The organism is Psychrobacter sp. M13 (assembly GCF_030718935.1).
GTDB lineage: Bacteria > Pseudomonadota > Gammaproteobacteria > Pseudomonadales > Moraxellaceae > Psychrobacter > Psychrobacter immobilis_G.
The window spans coordinates 647,013-664,059 of sequence record NZ_CP132194.1; the positions used below are offsets into that span (position 1 = coordinate 647,013).

The 17,047-nt window shown below is 42.9% G+C and carries 15 protein-coding genes and 1 pseudogene; 11 read left to right on the top strand and 5 right to left on the bottom strand.

Annotation, left to right across the window (positions count from 1 at the left end; genetic code table 11):
- Positions 1-55: 55 nt before the first annotated feature.
- The gene (locus Q9G97_RS02750) at positions 56-1,696 is read right to left on the bottom strand and encodes a deoxyribodipyrimidine photo-lyase (RefSeq protein WP_305899634.1); all 1,641 of its coding nucleotides are present in this window, start codon (positions 1,694-1,696) and stop codon (positions 56-58) included.
- Positions 1,697-1,863: 167 nt separating this feature from the next.
- On the opposite strand from Q9G97_RS02750, the gene Q9G97_RS02755 reads away from it, so the two are divergent.
- From Q9G97_RS02755 to Q9G97_RS02785, 7 genes are all read left to right on the top strand, one after another.
- The gene (locus tag Q9G97_RS02755) at positions 1,864-2,532 is read left to right on the top strand and encodes a phosphoribosylanthranilate isomerase (protein WP_305899635.1); all 669 of its coding nucleotides are present in this window, start codon (positions 1,864-1,866) and stop codon (positions 2,530-2,532) included.
- A 109-nt stretch (positions 2,533-2,641) separates the two neighbouring features.
- Positions 2,642-3,919, top strand: a complete 1,278-nt coding sequence (trpB, locus tag Q9G97_RS02760; protein ID WP_305899636.1) for a tryptophan synthase subunit beta — start codon at positions 2,642-2,644, stop codon at positions 3,917-3,919.
- A 114-nt stretch (positions 3,920-4,033) separates the two neighbouring features.
- Positions 4,034-4,852 (top strand): tryptophan synthase subunit alpha, encoded by an 819-nt coding sequence (gene trpA / locus Q9G97_RS02765; protein ID WP_305899637.1) that lies wholly within the window; start codon positions 4,034-4,036, stop codon positions 4,850-4,852.
- 207 nt (positions 4,853-5,059) lie between these two features.
- Positions 5,060-6,007 carry an acetyl-CoA carboxylase, carboxyltransferase subunit beta gene (gene accD / locus Q9G97_RS02770; RefSeq protein WP_371747902.1) on the top strand — a complete coding sequence of 316 codons (948 nt, stop codon included), beginning with the start codon at positions 5,060-5,062 and terminating at the stop codon, positions 6,005-6,007.
- 257 nt (positions 6,008-6,264) lie between these two features.
- The gene (gene folC, locus Q9G97_RS02775) at positions 6,265-7,635 is read left to right on the top strand and encodes a bifunctional tetrahydrofolate synthase/dihydrofolate synthase (protein ID WP_305899639.1); all 1,371 of its coding nucleotides are present in this window, start codon (positions 6,265-6,267) and stop codon (positions 7,633-7,635) included.
- A gap of 145 nt (positions 7,636-7,780) precedes the next feature.
- Positions 7,781-9,025 (top strand): LysM peptidoglycan-binding domain-containing protein, encoded by a 1,245-nt coding sequence (locus tag Q9G97_RS02780; protein ID WP_305899640.1) that lies wholly within the window; start codon positions 7,781-7,783, stop codon positions 9,023-9,025.
- Between the two features lie 257 nt (positions 9,026-9,282).
- Complete coding sequence (locus Q9G97_RS02785; RefSeq protein WP_305899641.1) at positions 9,283-9,816, top strand: DUF2726 domain-containing protein; 534 nt, start codon at positions 9,283-9,285, stop codon at positions 9,814-9,816.
- A gap of 68 nt (positions 9,817-9,884) precedes the next feature.
- On the opposite strand, the gene Q9G97_RS02790 is transcribed toward Q9G97_RS02785, so the two are convergent.
- Entirely contained in the window at positions 9,885-10,859 is a 975-nt protein-coding gene (locus tag Q9G97_RS02790) for a DUF1853 family protein (RefSeq protein ID WP_305899642.1), read from the bottom strand.
- 157 nt (positions 10,860-11,016) lie between these two features.
- On the opposite strand from Q9G97_RS02790, the gene bioA reads away from it, so the two are divergent.
- Positions 11,017-12,360: an adenosylmethionine--8-amino-7-oxononanoate transaminase gene (bioA, locus tag Q9G97_RS02795; RefSeq protein ID WP_305899643.1), complete on the top strand. Its 1,344-nt coding sequence runs from the start codon at positions 11,017-11,019 to the stop codon at positions 12,358-12,360.
- Positions 12,361-12,367: 7 nt separating this feature from the next.
- On the opposite strand, the gene Q9G97_RS02800 is transcribed toward bioA, so the two are convergent.
- Positions 12,368-13,582: an 8-amino-7-oxononanoate synthase gene (locus Q9G97_RS02800; RefSeq protein WP_305899644.1), complete on the bottom strand. Its 1,215-nt coding sequence runs from the start codon at positions 13,580-13,582 to the stop codon at positions 12,368-12,370.
- Between the two features lie 246 nt (positions 13,583-13,828).
- Here Q9G97_RS02800 and bioD point away from each other — a divergent pair, with 246 nt between their 5' ends.
- From bioD to Q9G97_RS13570, 3 genes and pseudogenes are all read left to right on the top strand, one after another.
- Entirely contained in the window at positions 13,829-14,569 is a 741-nt protein-coding gene (gene bioD / locus Q9G97_RS02805; RefSeq protein WP_305899645.1) for a dethiobiotin synthase, read from the top strand.
- Positions 14,570-14,645: 76 nt separating this feature from the next.
- On the top strand, positions 14,646-14,948 hold the full coding sequence (locus tag Q9G97_RS02810) for a monooxygenase (protein ID WP_305899646.1): 303 nt from the start codon (positions 14,646-14,648) through the stop codon (positions 14,946-14,948).
- A gap of 51 nt (positions 14,949-14,999) precedes the next feature.
- Positions 15,000-15,080, top strand: a pseudogene (locus Q9G97_RS13570) (hypothetical protein); the annotation flags it as partial.
- Positions 15,081-15,100: 20 nt separating this feature from the next.
- Here Q9G97_RS13570 and Q9G97_RS02815 read toward each other — a convergent pair.
- Both Q9G97_RS02815 and Q9G97_RS02820 read right to left on the bottom strand, forming a co-directional pair.
- The gene (locus Q9G97_RS02815; RefSeq protein WP_305899647.1) at positions 15,101-16,063 is read right to left on the bottom strand and encodes a tetratricopeptide repeat protein; all 963 of its coding nucleotides are present in this window, start codon (positions 16,061-16,063) and stop codon (positions 15,101-15,103) included.
- A gap of 236 nt (positions 16,064-16,299) precedes the next feature.
- Positions 16,300-16,998: a DUF1566 domain-containing protein gene (locus Q9G97_RS02820; RefSeq protein ID WP_305899648.1), complete on the bottom strand. Its 699-nt coding sequence runs from the start codon at positions 16,996-16,998 to the stop codon at positions 16,300-16,302.
- Positions 16,999-17,047: the final 49 nt, after the last annotated feature.

Below are 17,047 nucleotides of genomic sequence, written 5' to 3' on the forward strand. Positions count from 1 at the left end.
AATTGATTCCTTTTTTAGCTTATTCACTAGTGCTGCCATATTATTAATTAGAGCATCATTGTTTTTTAAATTCTGCAATAGCGGCTAGTCGGGCGTCTTTGTGTTTGACGATAGGCACTGGATAGTCAACGTTAGCAAATTTACCTGATTTAGATAGCTCCTTACGTAGCTTGTCCTCATTATGCAAGATGCTGGCAGGTACGTCTTTGAGTTCAGGTAGCCACGTCTTGATAAATAAACCCTTAGGATCATGACTATTGCCTTGGCTAAACGGGTTCATAATCCGAAAGTAGGGTGAGGAGTCCGTGCCAGTGGATGCGCTCCATTGCCAGCCGCCATTATTGGATGCAAAATCACCATCTACGAGCTGCTGCATAAAATAACGCTCACCCCAGCGCCAATCAATAAGCAAGTCTTTGGTCAAGAACATCGCTGTAACCATGCGCAGACGATTATGCATAAATCCTGTGGCGTTCAAGCAGCGCATCGCGGCATCGACTAGGGGTACGCCTGTTTTGCCTGCGCACCATGCGGCAAAGTCCTCTTCATCATAAGACCAGTTTATTTTTTTATCGACCTCTTCTTTATAGGCGTGATGGCGTACTAGTCTTGGTTTATTGACTAAGACATGTCGATAAAAGTCGCGCCACGCCAGCTCACTTATCCAGCGGTTGATATCTTCGTTATCGCCATCGTTACCATGCAGCTTTTCCTGCGCTTTTGCCGCCTCAATATAGCAAGTTCTAGGGCTGATACTTCCTATAGTTAGATACGCGGACATATGGCTGGTGCCCTGCAATATAGGTTTGTCGCGGCTGACATCGTAGTTATTGATATCGTCAGTAGTAAAATCCTTGAGTCGCTGGCACGCTGCTATTTCGCCCGCAGGATAATCCTCGCGCGACTGCTCAAGTTGTGCATCGCTATTGCTATATTTTAGAGCGTCCTTTTTTTGTAGCGCTTGTTTATACTCAGTCAATAGCGTATCGCCAAGCGCCTCTATATCATCTGCGTTATGAGCACTGGTAATAGCAGATTTCAGGGTGATTGGCTCAAGCGATTTTGTATCAGCATTGTCATTAGTAAGGGGCTCAGAATCATGACTTTGTATTTGGCTGGCCTCTAGTGTATCGCGCCATTTCCTATAAAAAGGCGTGAACACCTTATACATACTATCGCCATCATTAGTGGTAATGCTCAGCGGCGGCAAAATACACTGATCATGATGACGGATAAATTCAATATTTTGTTTATCGAGTTGCTCAATCAATTTTTCGTCACGGTCAATCTCGTTCCCTTCGTACTCGTGATTTGCCATTACGCAGCCGATATTTTGACTGGCGCAGAGCTCATCGATAGCTTGTATACAAGTCGCAAAATCTGGGCAAACATAAACGTTTAAGGTGATATTTAATTGTTCATGCAGCTCTTGGGCTAAGATAGATAAGGTACGCGCAATATGATCGACTTGCGCAATTGAGCAATCATGCTCTTGCCACTGCTCAGGCGTACAGAAAAACACAGCGGAGACTTGCGCCTTGTCCTCTTGCGCACGCGCGCACAACGCGGCTAGTGCAGTATTATCATGAATGCGTAGGTCACGGCGAAACCACATCAAGTAATGCGGTGGCGTCGTGTTACTGTTATTTTCATTTTTAGCATTGGTTGTAGCGTTAGCTTCAGTCTTTTTAGACATTAAAAAATCCTTATCGTAATCATAAACAAAACTATGAATAAAAGTATGCTAGGATAAGTTTTTAGATGCAATTAATTTGGCATTCAGGTAACAAATCATAATCATTTCTTATGAATGGTGCGCCTTTATATTTTGTATTGGCGCTTACTCTTCACTAAGGTCACTCAATGCACGTAAAATTTTGTGGTTTTACTCACCTTGCTGATATCCAAGCGGCCACCGCATTAGGTGTTGATGCCGTCGGTTTAGTGTTTTATCCACCGAGCCCTAGAGCGGTAAATCCTATACAGGCAGCAGCCTTAGTCGCTGCCGTACCAGCTTTTGTTAGTGTGGTAGCATTAGTAGTCAATATGAAATCTGATGAACTGACTGAGCTGGCTAATACCGTTGCTTTTGATATTATCCAATTTCACGGCGATGAGAGTCCTGAGCGGTGTCAGCAGCTGGCAGACAGCGTTAATAAGCGTTGGATAAAAGCTTTACGGGTCAATACTGAGCAAGATAGTCAAGCTAGCGTGCTAGCTCAAATTGAGCAGTTTGCAGCGGCAGGGGCGAGTAGTATCTTGCTCGATGCTTATCATGCGCATAAATATGGCGGTACAGGCGCACGCTTTGATTGGAGCTTAATACCTACTAACAGCATCTTGCCTATTATTCTAGCAGGTGGTCTTGACGCGAAAAACGTCGCTGCTACCCGTGACCTATCTATTTATGGCGTTGATGTCAGCGGTGGCATTGAGTCTGCTAAAGGTATCAAAGACAGTGCGAAAATGCGCAGCTTTATGAAAGCGGTCAAAAACGATCGATGGCAAAGCGATATTTTAGTAGAAAGTTAAGCGAGCTTTACGAGCATATTTCATTATCACTGCTTAGCTTTTTTAATCATAAGTACTCTGTTTTATTATTCAAACTTAATCCCAAATATCCCATATCGTAGGAAATCCCATGAGTTATATTGAAGAAAAAGCACCATCTGCTACTACTCCACAAGATATCAATAGTTTTACCAATCCCACAGGCGTCGCTGACTTCAATCAGTATCCCGATGCGCGTGGACATTTTGGTGTTCATGGCGGCCGCTTTGTCTCCGAGACTTTGATGGCAGCGTTAGAAGAGTTAGAAGCACTATATACCAAAGTTAAAGCCGATCCAGCATTCTGGGAAGAGTATCATCATGACTTAGTCAATTATGTCGGTCGTCCAACGCCGCTGTATCATGCCAAACGTTTAAGCGATGAGATCGGCGGTGCGCAGATTTACTTCAAGCGTGAAGATCTAAATCATACGGGCGCGCATAAAGTAAACAACACGATTGGTCAGGCGCTACTGGCCAAAATGTGCGGTAAACAGCGCATTATTGCCGAGACAGGCGCAGGTCAACATGGCGTAGCGACGGCGACTATTGCTGCGCGTTTGGGACTTGAGTGTATCGTCTATATGGGTGCTGACGATGTTGAGCGTCAAAAGATGAACGTCTATCGTATGCGTTTATTGGGCGCAACGGTCGTACCGGTTACCTCAGGCTCACGTACCCTCAAAGACGCGATGAATGAAGCCATGCGTGATTGGGTTACGAACGTCGATACGACTTATTACATCATCGGTACGGTTGCAGGCCCGCATCCTTACCCGCTACTCGTACGTGACTTCCAAGCGATCATCGGTAAAGAAACTCGTATTCAGCATTTAGAAAAAACAGGTAAGTTACCAGATGCGCTAGTCGCCTGTGTCGGGGGTGGCTCTAATGCTATCGGTCTGTTCTTTGACTTTTTAAATGATCCTAATGTGAAAATGTACGGCGTTGAAGCAACTGGCGATGGTATTGAAACAGGTCGTCATTCTGCGCCACTTGCCGCAGGTCGTATCGGGGTGTTGCATGGTAATCGTACTTATCTGATGGCGGATGATGATGGACAAATTCAAGAGACTCATTCGATATCAGCAGGTCTGGATTATCCGGGCGTTGGACCTGAGCACAGCTTCCTAAAAGATATGAACCGTGTCGAATATGTGGGCTGTACCGATAAGGAAGCGTTAGAGGGCTTCCATGAAGCGACTCGTAAAGAAGGTATTATCCCAGCACTAGAAACCGCTCATGCGGTCGCTTATGCGCTTAAACTTGCGAAGACGATGAGACCTGATCAAACTATCGTGGTTAATATGTCAGGTCGCGGTGATAAAGATCTACATTCAGTTATGAAGGCGGAAGGGATTGAGATGTAAGCTTCTTTAAATAGCAGCTAATTCTTCTATCACTCAAAACAAATCATTAAAACTAAAGGCTATAAATAATGGCCTTTAGTTTTAAATAAAATTTATAATAATAAGAGACCTCTTATGACCCGAATTGAAAGCACTTTTGAAACTCTAAAATCACAAAATAAAAAAGCCCTGATTCCTTATGTAATGGCAGGCGATCCTAATCCGACCACTACTGTAGGTCTGTTGCACGACTTAGTGAAACACGGCGCAGATATGATCGAAGTTGGTCTGCCATTCTCTGACCCTATGGCGGATGGCCCAACCGTTGCCTTGGCAGGCGAGCGCGCCTTAGCAGCAGGTACCAGCACTCGTGAAGCCTTAAACATGGTCGCTGAGTTTCGCAGGCAAGATACGCAAACGCCTATTATTCTTATGGGTTATCTAAATCCTGTTGAAATCATCGGTTACGATAACTTTGTCGCACTATGTGAGCGCTCAGGCGTTGATGGTATTTTGATGGTTGACTTGCCACCAGCGGAGGCGGGTAGCTTTACTCAGCATCTAACCGAGCACTCGATGAATGAGATATTTCTATTATCACCGACCACTTTAGCGGAGCGTCGCCAGCAAGTATTGACCCATTGTGGCGGTTATATCTATTACGTATCACTCAAAGGCGTAACGGGTTCTGCAACACTAGATACTGACGATGTCGCCACTCAAGTACAGGCGATCAAAGCGGAGACCGATCTGCCTGTTTGCGTAGGCTTTGGTATTCGTGATGGCGCTTCGGCCAAAGCGATTGGCGAGCATGCTGATGGTATTATCGTCGGTAGCGCTTTAGTGCAGAACTTTGCTGATATCGATGCCAATGATGCTAATGCTGTAGCGGCTGCCCAACAGCGCATTATGACAAAAATGGATGAACTGCGCACTGCGCTGGATAGTTTATAGCTCATAGACCATAAATGACTTTGCTAAATTTAGTTTACGTGTGTAAACTAATGTGATGTATAAATATTCATTATTAAATTAGACTATATTTGTCACAGGCAGGATGCACAATAACTGACGCAAATATAATGGTATATCCAAATACTCACTACACTTCTAAAATTAGCTATTAGGGATAAGCGTTTTTAAGCTCAATAGCCTTAGACGATGGCAAATAATATGACTGATACGATAAATAAATCTGAAACTCAAGACGATAGCGCCACTGATGCGACTGCTACGCAAGCAGGTCACTCTTGGTTTAATCGTCCTGTACCTGGTGTTAAACAACAATTAATGGCGCCTTTGACAGCGGTTGAGACTGAACCATCAACCAAATGTAGCAATTGTCATTCGGTCATTACTAATACAGCGCTGATATTTAACTGCTACGTTTGCCCCATTTGCGATCATCATCTGCCTATGTCGGCTCGTGAGCGCTTGCAATGGTTCTTAGATGAAGTCGATGGCGAGCTTGGGCAGGAATTTACCGCCAAAGATCCGTTACGCTTTGTCGATAGTAAGCCTTATCCAGCGCGGATGGAGGAAGCACAAGCTAAGACGGGTGAGACCGAAGCGCTAATCGTATTGCATGGTAAGCTACGCAATATTGAAGTCGTCGCTTGTGCGTTTGACTTCAAGTTTATGGGCGGCTCAATGGGCTCAGTGGTTGGCGATAGATTTGTACAAGCGGCTGAAAAGTCTTTAGCCGATCGTAAACCTTTAATCTGTTTTGCGGCCTCTGGTGGCGCACGTATGCAAGAGGGTATTTTATCCTTAATGCAGATGGCGCGTACTGCTGCGGCTGTTGAGCGCTTAAGATTGGCAGGTGTTCCTTATATCGTCGTGTTGACCAACCCTGTTTATGGTGGTGTTACTGCGTCATTAGCTATGCTAGGTGATATTCATCTAGCAGAGCCAAAAGCGATGATAGGTTTTGCAGGTAAGCGCGTGATTGAGCAAACTGTACGCGAAACCTTGGAAGAGCCGTTCCAACGTGCTGAGTTCTTATTAGAGCATGGTGTGGTCGATGAAGTGGTGCATCGTCATCAGCTGGTCGATACGACTTATCGTTTATTGGCTAAACTATGCCATCAGCCTAACGTTGACGCTTAGCCTATAATTGAACACGTCCTAAGCTCTCTAAAAGCATTTATCAATGATTGGTAAATGCTTTTTTTTATGGTAACAACATATCCAAAAATAATATCAATGAGCAGTTTCCATAATTTATTAGCCATATGAATAGACAGCAACTCAATAGGTAATAACTTCTAACTGGGCTTTATATTTTGGTTTTTAGCCCGTTTGTTATACACTGAGCTAATACTTTTAATGCTGTTGTTACCTTCTCTTTTATTTAGGTTTTATTCATGTCCTTGCCTCTCCATCCTGATAGTACTCCTGACACGCCCAAACTTGACGCCAATTTGAGCGAATGGCTCAATTATATGCAGCAGATCCATGTGTCAGCGATAGATATGGGGCTGGCGCGTGTATTACCAGTAGCAGAGTCTTTAGGGCTAGTGCAGTCTGCCAAAGACGATGCTTTTGTATTTACCGTCGCTGGTACTAATGGCAAGGGTTCAACCACTGCTGTTATTAGCGCACTGTGTCAGGCAGCAGGCTATAAGACCGCCCTGTATCAGTCGCCGCATCTCAGCCAGTTCAATGAGCGTATACGTATCGATGGTGAGATGGTTAGTGACAGAACCTTGATTGATGCCTTTAATAAGGTAGAAGCAGCACGCTTAACATGCGCATTGACTCTATCGTTTTTTGAGATGACGACATTAGCGGCTTTGTTAATATTCGCTGAAGCTAATTGTGACGTTTGGGTGTTGGAGGTAGGGCTTGGTGGACGCTTGGATGTGGTCAATATTATCGATGCAGATATGGCAGTGATTACCAATATCGGCATCGATCATGTCGATTGGTTAGGAGATAACCTTGAGGCCATAGGTCGTGAGAAAGCGGGTATTTTACGCGATGATATTACGCTGATTTATGGTTCTACTGAGATGCCAAACAGCGTACAGCAGCTCATTGATGAGCATCGAGCGACTTGTTATCAAGTGAGTAAAGACTTTAGCTTTCAGGCTCAAGATAAAGATACTTGGCACTATAGCAACGCTGCACTCACATTACAGTTACCGCGACCGGCACTTTCGCTCACTAATACTGCCAACGCCTTATCAGCAGTATTGGCCAGTCCGCTCAATGTCGATATCGATGCGATTGAGCGAGCATTGACGACTGTTAAATTAGCAGGCCGCTTTGACTATCGAGAGATTAGAGATCGTCACTGGCTGTTCGATGTGGCGCACAATGAACAAGGGGTTGAGTTTCTATTAGCGCAGCTAGTGCCTTTGTGGCAGCAGCATCTTGCTGATATCAATAGCGCTCAGCAAGATGCTGCTGATGTCAAAGAATCTAACATCAAGATACTCTTCTCCATGCTAGCGGATAAAGATATTAATAGGGTAGTCGAGCAACTCACCCAAGCCCATTTGCCGATTACTGACTGGTATATTGGCGAGATTGATTATCCGCGTGCCGCGTCTATAGAGCAGTTAGAGACTGTAGTAGCGTCTTATGTTGATAAGAGTAACTGTCATGCATTTGCTAATTTGCCACAAGCGACAGCGGCGGTTATAGCCAATAGTCAACCGCAAGACTTGATAGTCGTATGCGGCTCATTTCATACGATTGGCGAGACGCTAACAGCGCTTGCAGCCGATTAAAAGATGCGATAGTTAAAATAAATTAAAATGAATAATAAGCAGACAAAAACAGGGCGATAGCAGACAGCGTCAAAAATATGTTTTATAATCAAAACAATAGCAAAATGTGCTGATCAACCATTTATCAACTAAGAGATGTGAGAAGATGAACTTTTCGAGACAAGCCTTATTGGGCATTGGGATGATACTTGGCGGCAGCGTCATGCTATATGCGATGGTGCAGCAAATCGGCGCAAGTGATGAGCAGGCATCTGCGCCTGTTGTAGTTGAACAAGCAGAGGTTGCTCCAGCCACATCAAGGCCTCTGACCACTGATATCGATACCGAAACACGACTCTTAGCACAAAAGCAACAAGAGCGCATCGCCCGCATTAAAGCTCAGGAGGAACGTGCTGAGCAGTTTTTGACAGAGCAAGAGTCTGCTGAGGCGCAAGCATTAGCCAAAGCAAGAGCTGAAAACCAACGTTATCTTGATAACACTACGCCAGCAGTTGAAATTGATAGCGACGAAGCAAGTGTCGCCACTCAGACCGCTATTGCCACTCCCCAAGTTCAGCCGCGAATTGATAAAGTTGAGCCACCGGTTACTCCTAAACCTAGTGCTAGTACTAATGCCAGTAATAATGCCAGTACTACCAATGACGAGGTGCAAAAAGCGGCACAAGCTAAACAAGCTGCTGCTAAAAAGAGTGCTGAGGATGCGGCAAAGAAAACAGCACAGTTAAAAAAACAAGCGGATGCTGAGCTTGCCGCTACTAAAAAAGCCGCTCAAAAAGAGGCGGACGCTCAAAAAAAGGCCAAACGAAAAGCTGAAGATGACAAAAAGGCGGCTGAAGTTGCCAAAACTGAGCCACCCAAAGCGCCTACTGATTATAAAGTCCAATCTGGCGATGGTTTAATAAAACTGGCTCGAGAATACAATGTACCTGTTGCCGCTCTAGCACAGGCTAACAATACCTCACCGTCAGCATCGCTAAAGCTTGGGCAAACCATCACTATCCCCTCTCGTAAACAAGTTCAACGTTTAGAGCGAGAGGCTGCAGAAGCCGAAAAAGCGCGTGCCGCTGAACAAGCCAAAGCTGAAAAATCAGCGAAAGATAGACGTGAGGCGCAGCAAAAATTGCGCGAAGCCCGCAAAGAGGTGAAAGAGACCGATGCTAAAGGTAGTTTTGGCGTGCAAGTGTCATTGGCAAGCAATCAGGCAAAAGCGGATGAAGTCGCTAAGAAGTTTAAGGCGGCAGGTTATGATGTAAAAACCAGTGCAACCAGTCGCGGTGTACGTGTTGTTGTCGGCCCTGAACGTGGCAAAATAGCCGCACTGGCGCTAAAAGATAAAGTGAACAGTGATCCCAAAGTTGATACGACGGGTGCTTGGGTACTCTACTGGTAGTTAGTAACTGAGTTGATCATTACCTGATTATTTTTGATTAAAAAAATCTTTTAAAACACGACATTTATTGTCGTGTTTTATCGTTTATGGATTGCCGATCACCATGGGCTTAGCTACTATAGGCGCCACTAATATAAGCGCAATCATATAAGCAAAACTACTCACTATATCCTATAAGCGTAGTCGCCGATACAGACTGCTGCGCTGTGATTACTATTTTGCTCGCAATCACTCTACATTTTTTATAAGGCAGAACTATGTCACTTGGCGTTATATTTTTAATATTAGCCGGAGCCTTCTTGGTGCTAATTATACTGCCAAAAGTATTAAAAAGCCGTCCTGCTAATAAAGAGCCAGATCCACAGCCCGTTCGCGGTGATGATTTGGCTATCTGGCCATTTACGCCTATGCCTATTATGACTGATACTGAGGTTATATTTTTTCATAAGCTGCAAAATGCGCTACCTGAGTATCACATTTTTGTGCAAGTACAGCTATCGCGTATTATAGAAGCCAATAGTGACGAGGCAAGCGAGCGCAGCTTTTGGTTTAATCGTATCTGTCGCCAAAGCGTCGATTATGTCATTACTGATATCGATGGGCAGACCACTTTAGTCGCGATCGAGCTGGATGACTGGACGCACAGTAGTAAATCAAGACAAAAGGCTGATGACAAAAAAGATAAAGCACTCGCCAGCGCAGGTATTGCTATCGTACGCTTTCATGCTGAGCGAATGCCCAGCGCTGATATGCTCAGATATGAGATTATGCAGGTTATAGAAACGTACTAAAAAGTATCGAGCCGTATTAAAAAATATTGAGAGTTATTGATTTAGAATTAAGTTTTTGCATGAAGCTTCTAGAGCCAATTGTCGCTATGACCAGATACATGCGGATGAATAACAATAGCTCTGTCACCATAAAAGTATAACCCTGTTACTAGCGACTGCTCATCTACCCAGTCCACTGACGGCAGGCGCTCATCATAAAAGCTGCGTTTGGTAAACCATTCTACATAAGTCGCTTGACGTAAATTATTGGTATCAAGGGTTGCTAGAGTGGCGTTATCTTGCTTATCACACCACCTGTGCAGTGGAAAATCTTTCGCTAACCAGTCAGGATAAATAAAGTCAGTATTATGAATCGGCAAGAAAAAACGCCCTTTAATCACTGCATAACGCTTATCAATTTTGACCCGTCCACGATTCTCAGTATCAGTATCAGTATCAGTATCAACCCAAACTGATCGAAACTGTTTAGTCTGCATATGTGTCATTTTACGCTGTAGATTATCATTGGAGTTGATGCCGACCCAACTTGATGGGACAAACGGCGCTGATCCCATAAAGAACTTAATCGCAAGTTCCCAATGTTCAGTGAGCTTGTCTCGATGATTATATAAAATCAAATCCAGCTCACCAATGGTTTGCTTGCCCTGATACAACTGTACGTTACTCGCCAGCATCTCATGAGCATGTAGCCCATGGGTATAGCCATCAGTTAGCCAAAATGATAATAAGCCCTCAAAGTGAAAGCCCAAGCGTTTCGGACTTGGTCGCCTTATCAAATAGCGGGTTAGCTGTTGGTAGGCGGTAGTATTATCCAGCTCATGCAGGCGCTGTTGATAGGCCTCAAACTGAGTCAACCAAAACTCGCTACTGTGAACTTCAATGGTATGAGTATTTTGTTGAGGGGAGAAGTCAATCCAGCGCGTCAAGACATCAGGGCAGGCAAGCACATAAGCCAAATCACGAACGTACGGACGCTTAAATTGCTCCCAAGGGGCTTCGTTAGCGAGAGTAGAAGAAGAGAATAGAAGGGCAGAATCGGACATAACGTATATCATATAAGGTTACAGAACATTCACCCTAACTGCTGGCTCGGTAAAAGTCTATAGACAGTTACACCCTTTTTACTAAAGCTACTAGCTAGCTTTTATATATGATTAGCGCTATATTATATTAAATTTTTGGTTAGCGATTAATGGGTTTATGGCAGATAATTTACACTCTATAGATGAAAAATCTAATGCTCATACTGGCTCTGAGGTTGTAGATCCATTTGACCACAACCATCTTTGGCATCCCTATTCAACCCTGCCGCCAGCTTATCCGAATGTCATTATCGAGCGCTGCAATGGCGTTTATCTTTATACTAAATCTGGCGAGCAGCTCATAGATGGCATGTCGTCGTGGTGGGCTTGTGTTCATGGATATAATCATCCCAAATTAAATCATGCTATTCATGAGCAATTAGCTAAGATGTCTCATGTTATGTTTGGCGGTCTTACGCACCAACCCGCCATAGATTTAGGTAAAAAACTGCTCTCCATTGTACCTCAAGGTCTGGATGCTATTTTTTATGCAGACAGCGGTAGTATCTCCGTTGAGGTCGCATTAAAGATGGCAATGCAATACCAATTAGCTAAAAACAAACCTGAAAAAAACAAAATTGCCACGACCTACTCTGGATATTATGGGGACACTTGGCATGCTATGAGCATCTGCGATCCTGTCTGTGGCATGCACAGCATCTATGGTAGTCAATTACCCGTACAGTTATTCACAGACAAGCCTATTGAAGGGTTTAAGAGTGAGATGACAGGGAGTGAGAGCGATAAACTGGCTCAATTCTTTGAAGAAAACCATGATGGTATGGCCGCATTTATCATCGAGCCTATCGTGCAAGGTGCTGGCGGTATGCGTTTTTATAGTCCTCAGTATCTACAGTTGCTACGTCAGCTGTGTAGTCAATATGATGTGCTTATGATCGCCGATGAAATTGCAACGGGCTTTGGACGTACGGGCAAAATGTTTGCCTGTGAGCATGCCTCTATATCACCAGATATTATGACCGTTGGGAAAGCACTAACAGGCGGTTATATGACGTTTGCAGCGACGCTGTGCCAATGTTATGTAGCGGATATTATTGCCAATAGTCGTTATGCTGCATTGATGCATGGCCCGACCTTTATGGGTAACCCGTTAGCTTGCTCAGTAGCTATTGCTTCACTAGATTTGCTCATTGAGCATGACTATCCTGCTCGAGCTAGACAAATACAGCACTATCTACAGTCGCATCTATCTGAAGTAGCAGACTACTCTGAAGTAGCAGATGTTCGTATACTAGGTGCTATCGGTGTGATTGAACTAAAAGAAACCATTGATATGCCTAAGTTTCAAAAACTTTTGCTCATCAATAAAATTTGGGTAAGACCTTTTGGTAAACTGATTTATATCATGCCACCGATCATCATGACTGAATCAGAAATAGCCAAACTATGTTGCCGATTAAAAGCAGTGATTAGGCAGTACTTAGCTTTGGGTGCTGATTAATTTTACTTTATAAATGTGATATAAGACGGGTGCAGTCCTCTACGGTTAGCTTAGCGTTCATCACCATTCGAATACGAGCGGTGCCTACAGGTACGGTAGGTGGGCGGATTGGCAGCACATAAAATCCAGCATCTCGCAGCTCTCGCGCCTTATTTACAGCACTTGCATTATCTCCTGTTATAAAGGGAATGATAGGAGACTGATAGCACGCAGTTGAACCACCCTCTATAGCCTCTACCAATTGCAATGATAGCTGGGCAAGATGAGTACGTAAATGGTGCAGCGAAGGCATTTTTGCGAGTATAAACCTTGTCCAGCTATGGGTAATAGGAGGTAGTGCGGTGCTAAATATGAAGGAGCGCATTTGATTGATCAACCAGTGCCTAACCTTTTCATCACAAATGATATAAGCGCCCATCGAAGCAAACGCTTTGCCAAAGGTACCTACTAGATAGTCTATGGCTTCTAATGTTTGGGTCTCCTCGCTCAAACCTAGTCCGTTTCGACCTAAAACGCCAACCGCATGTGCCTCATCGACATACAATTCAATGCGAGGATCACACGCTTTTAGCTCGACTAATGCCTTTAAATCCGCACGATCGCCGTCCATGCTAAAGATGCTCTCGGTGACAATGATAATGCGTTCAATAGAAGTATCCGCGCTCTCAATGATAGACGCTAAATGCTCTAAGTCATTATGGCGATATCTCTGTTTAGCACACTGCTTATTACTGATCAGACGTATCCCGTCAATGATACTGGCATGAATGAGCTCGTCAGATAAAATGAGAGTGTGAAGGGGCAGCTTAGCGAGGGCAGGTAAAATTCCAATATTGGCATGATAGCCGCTATTCATTACTAATACAGATTTTGTCGAGGTTTGTCGTTGCTGTGGCGATAAGGCAAGTTGGTACCACTGTAGTAATTCTTCTTCAAGCAGTTGCAACTGTTCATGATTACCGGTTAGCAAACGAGAGGAGGTAGATCCCATGCTCGGTAACAGTGAGTCAGGTAGCGCTTGCAGTTGATCTAAAAACTGTGTTTGCAGACGGGTGTCACTACCTAAACCTAAGTAATCATTACTCGAGATATTCAGTAATGAGTTATCATTAGATATGATCCACTGGTCTCTATGCTTAATAATAGGAAGCTTTCGATATTGATCCTTAGCATTTAGCTCATCTAAGTGATCACTGACGCTTGTAAGCGTTGGTCCTGTCATAAAGCCGTCCTAAATTGATAAAATACTAAAGTAAATTGAAAAACAGCTCTAAAGTCTGTTTGCTATTTGATCACAGCACTGACAACGACTATCTTTGAGACGTTTTAGAGATTGAGCTTTGAGTATTCTAAAGATAAGAATAATAAGAGTAGTTATTCTAACTCGATATCCTTCTCAATGAAACGATATTAAAGAATTAACGTCTATCCTATCAAAACTAAAATCTTAAATTGAGGAACAGTAAGTATGACAGTACTATTTATAAGTGGTATTGATACAGATATAGGTAAAACAATAGCGACAGGACAGTTAGCAAAAGCTCTGTATCAACAGGGATGTAAGGTAATTACGCAAAAACTGGTACAGACAGGATGTCACGATATTGCAGAAGATCTGATTGTTCATAGAAAGATGATGGGAATGCCGTTGCAAAGGGCAGATAAGGATGGGACAACTTGCCCTTATGTATTTAGAAAACCAGCTTCACCGCATTTATCATCAGCTCTAGAGCACACTGTAATTGACCCTGAGCTTATTACTACTGCAACGAATAAACTCTTAACAGAGTATGATATTGTGCTTTTAGAAGGTGCTGGCGGGCTTATGGTGCCGATTACTCCTTCATTATTGAGCTTAGATTATATTGCCAAGCTAGGCTATCCTATTGTTTTAGTCACCTCGGGTAGACTCGGCAGTATCAATCATACCCTGCTGAGCATTGAGGCAATAGAGAGTCGCTCGTTGAGCCTGCACGCGGTGATATATAATCAATGGCAGCCTGGTAATTCTGACAATGACGACTCATCTTATAAGAAAGATGATGAGATCGTCGATAGTACCAGACAATATCTATATCAGTATCTGCAAGCTAAACACCCGCAAGCCTATTGGGTTGATCTGCCTGATGGCTCATCTGATCAGCACGTTCAAGCTGCCAATAGTGATATTCGTTTTTCACTGGCAAACTATGTAAAAGTATTTGAATAGAGCGCGGTAAAACTACACTCTTACATGGAGCGCTATGTAGAGTGTTAAGCTTGAATTTTAAAAAATGGAGCAAAATATGCAATACCTTTTACAGATGGACTTTCCCTATACTGGCCCTTTCGGTGACGATTTTTACAAGCAAATGAAAGATCTAGCTGAAGACATCGTTACCGAGAAAGGTTTGGTTTATAAGCTATGGACTGAAAACCAAGAGACTCAAGAGGCAGGTGGTATTTATGTTTTTGATAATTTGGATGACGCTAATAGATATCTGGCTAAGCATACAGAGCGTTTAGAATCATTTGGCTTTACTGATATTAGTGCCAAGACTTTTATTATTAATGAAGAGTTGAGCGCTATTACTAAAGCGTCTGTTTAACGTTTAGCTGACAATAATTAATAATAGAAAAGCCAGCTCTTGGATTAGGGGCTGGCTCTTAAAAAGATAGCAGATAATAATGGCAATGTTTCAGCGACGGCAAAGCAGCTTGGTATCGCCATGCAGACCTTATATTAATTGCTACTAATTTTTTAGATTTCCATATTATCGATATGGTACTGTAAAATTTTTATTTGTATCTCCGCAATTCTAATAACTGATTTTAAAACTTTAGTATCTTCTGGGTCGCTCCAATTAAGTTCTGCATCAGCTGACTCCTTAGCGGCCTTGAACCATTTCATAGCTTCATTATAATCTTTTGGTGTTCCTATCCCCATACTATGCATAAAACCCAGATCTAATTGAGCAGGAGCATAAGCATAATCTAAAGAAGCGGCGGCTTTTGTCAGTGCATAAGCTTTAGGGAGATCACGAGGCTTACCCTGATTCCACATGTATTTTTTGGCAAGTGCTAACTGGCTACGCTCTAAGTAATAATGATCTTTAGGTGATGTCCCAAAAACATTATATTCGGCCTGAGATGTCCTATAGCCCACCTCATAAGCCTTGCTAAGTAAGTCAATGGCTTCTTCATAATCCTGTTCTACTCCTAATCCTTTGCTATACATAGCTCCAAGGGCGTATTGTGCTCCCCCATAGTTTTGATCAGCTGACCTTCGATACCATTTAGCGGCTTCTTCATAATCCTGTTCTACTCCTAATCCTTCGCTATACATGTCTCCAAGACGGCTTTGGGCCCTATCATTACCCTGATTTGCTGCTTTTCTATACCAAAATAGTGCTTTCTCGTAGTCTTGGTCTACACAAACGCCATGTTGATAACCATACCCTGAAATTAATTGCGCAAAATCGATACCTTGCTCAGCGAGAGGAATAGCTTTTACACACTTCTCCTTTTCATAATTTATGATACCCATATCAGACATATCTCTACTTAATTCTTCTTCTAAGTCACCTATAAACCACTTAGGATACGCATTATATTCTGTACTCCATGTTACTCGATCCGTTCTATTCGTCTGATCATAATCAGCCAGTGTTGGAACTGATACAAAACAAGTTAAAACTAAAGCTGAAAATTTAATTGAGCGCATAATCATCCTAAAATTGATGTCTTGGGAGGGCTAACTATTTAGCATAACGTCATTTTATACGCTAAAAGACTGACTATTATTGGTGTGTATCCAATATTTAAAATTGACCACTCTACTCTGATAGACAAAGATATGAACCAGCTAAACTAAATGCCACAAAGGTATTATTATATTAGAGTACACTTGCGCTACGCTTGCTCGTTAAAGCATTTGGTTTACGTTGCCTGCCTAGTATATTACTTGCTACGAACAGCACGCACATATCCCTCATTCGTACCACCAAAATCTGTGACATTAGGTTCAATGCTACCGTTACCTAAATGTAAATTCCAAGTTGGAGAATAAGATCTACCGTTAGGCGGGGATGAAAAATAACGACCATCGGTAGGTGTATTAGGAAAAATATTTGTATTTAAAGTAGGTTTACTTGAACCATCAGCACATCTTCTAGGGATATCTCTCTCAGCACGGCCACTGTAATTCTTATTTATCATCTCAACAGGAAGAGATAATGTTTTTATAATATTGACGTCTTGCGTCACTCGTCCTTGAGCGGTCAATTCACTGGTTTTCTTAGATTCTTTTTCCCAACCTGCGGTGCATACTCTAAGACTAGCAAGTTCTCCAGCAAGAGGTAATCTCCAATCTTTATGACCGCCTGTACGAGTAAAATCACGTACATAGTTCCATATATCATCTCTGTTTAACTTCAGCGCCGTACCTACACATGTAGTACCATTCCATGTTTGCCCTGCATTACATCTATCCCAAATTAACCCTGTATTAGGGTCTTTCCACATCCCTTTTGCCATTAAATAACTGTTATTCGTAGTAGGAACAATTAAAGTATTGCTAGAGGGTGGTGTGCTTGTACAAGCAGGTAATATAATAGTACAAAGCACTGTTAATACAGGTATCGATATTGATTTTTTCATTAGAATCCAATCCAGAGTTGTTTAGATGTGAATAAAATAAGATCTGAAA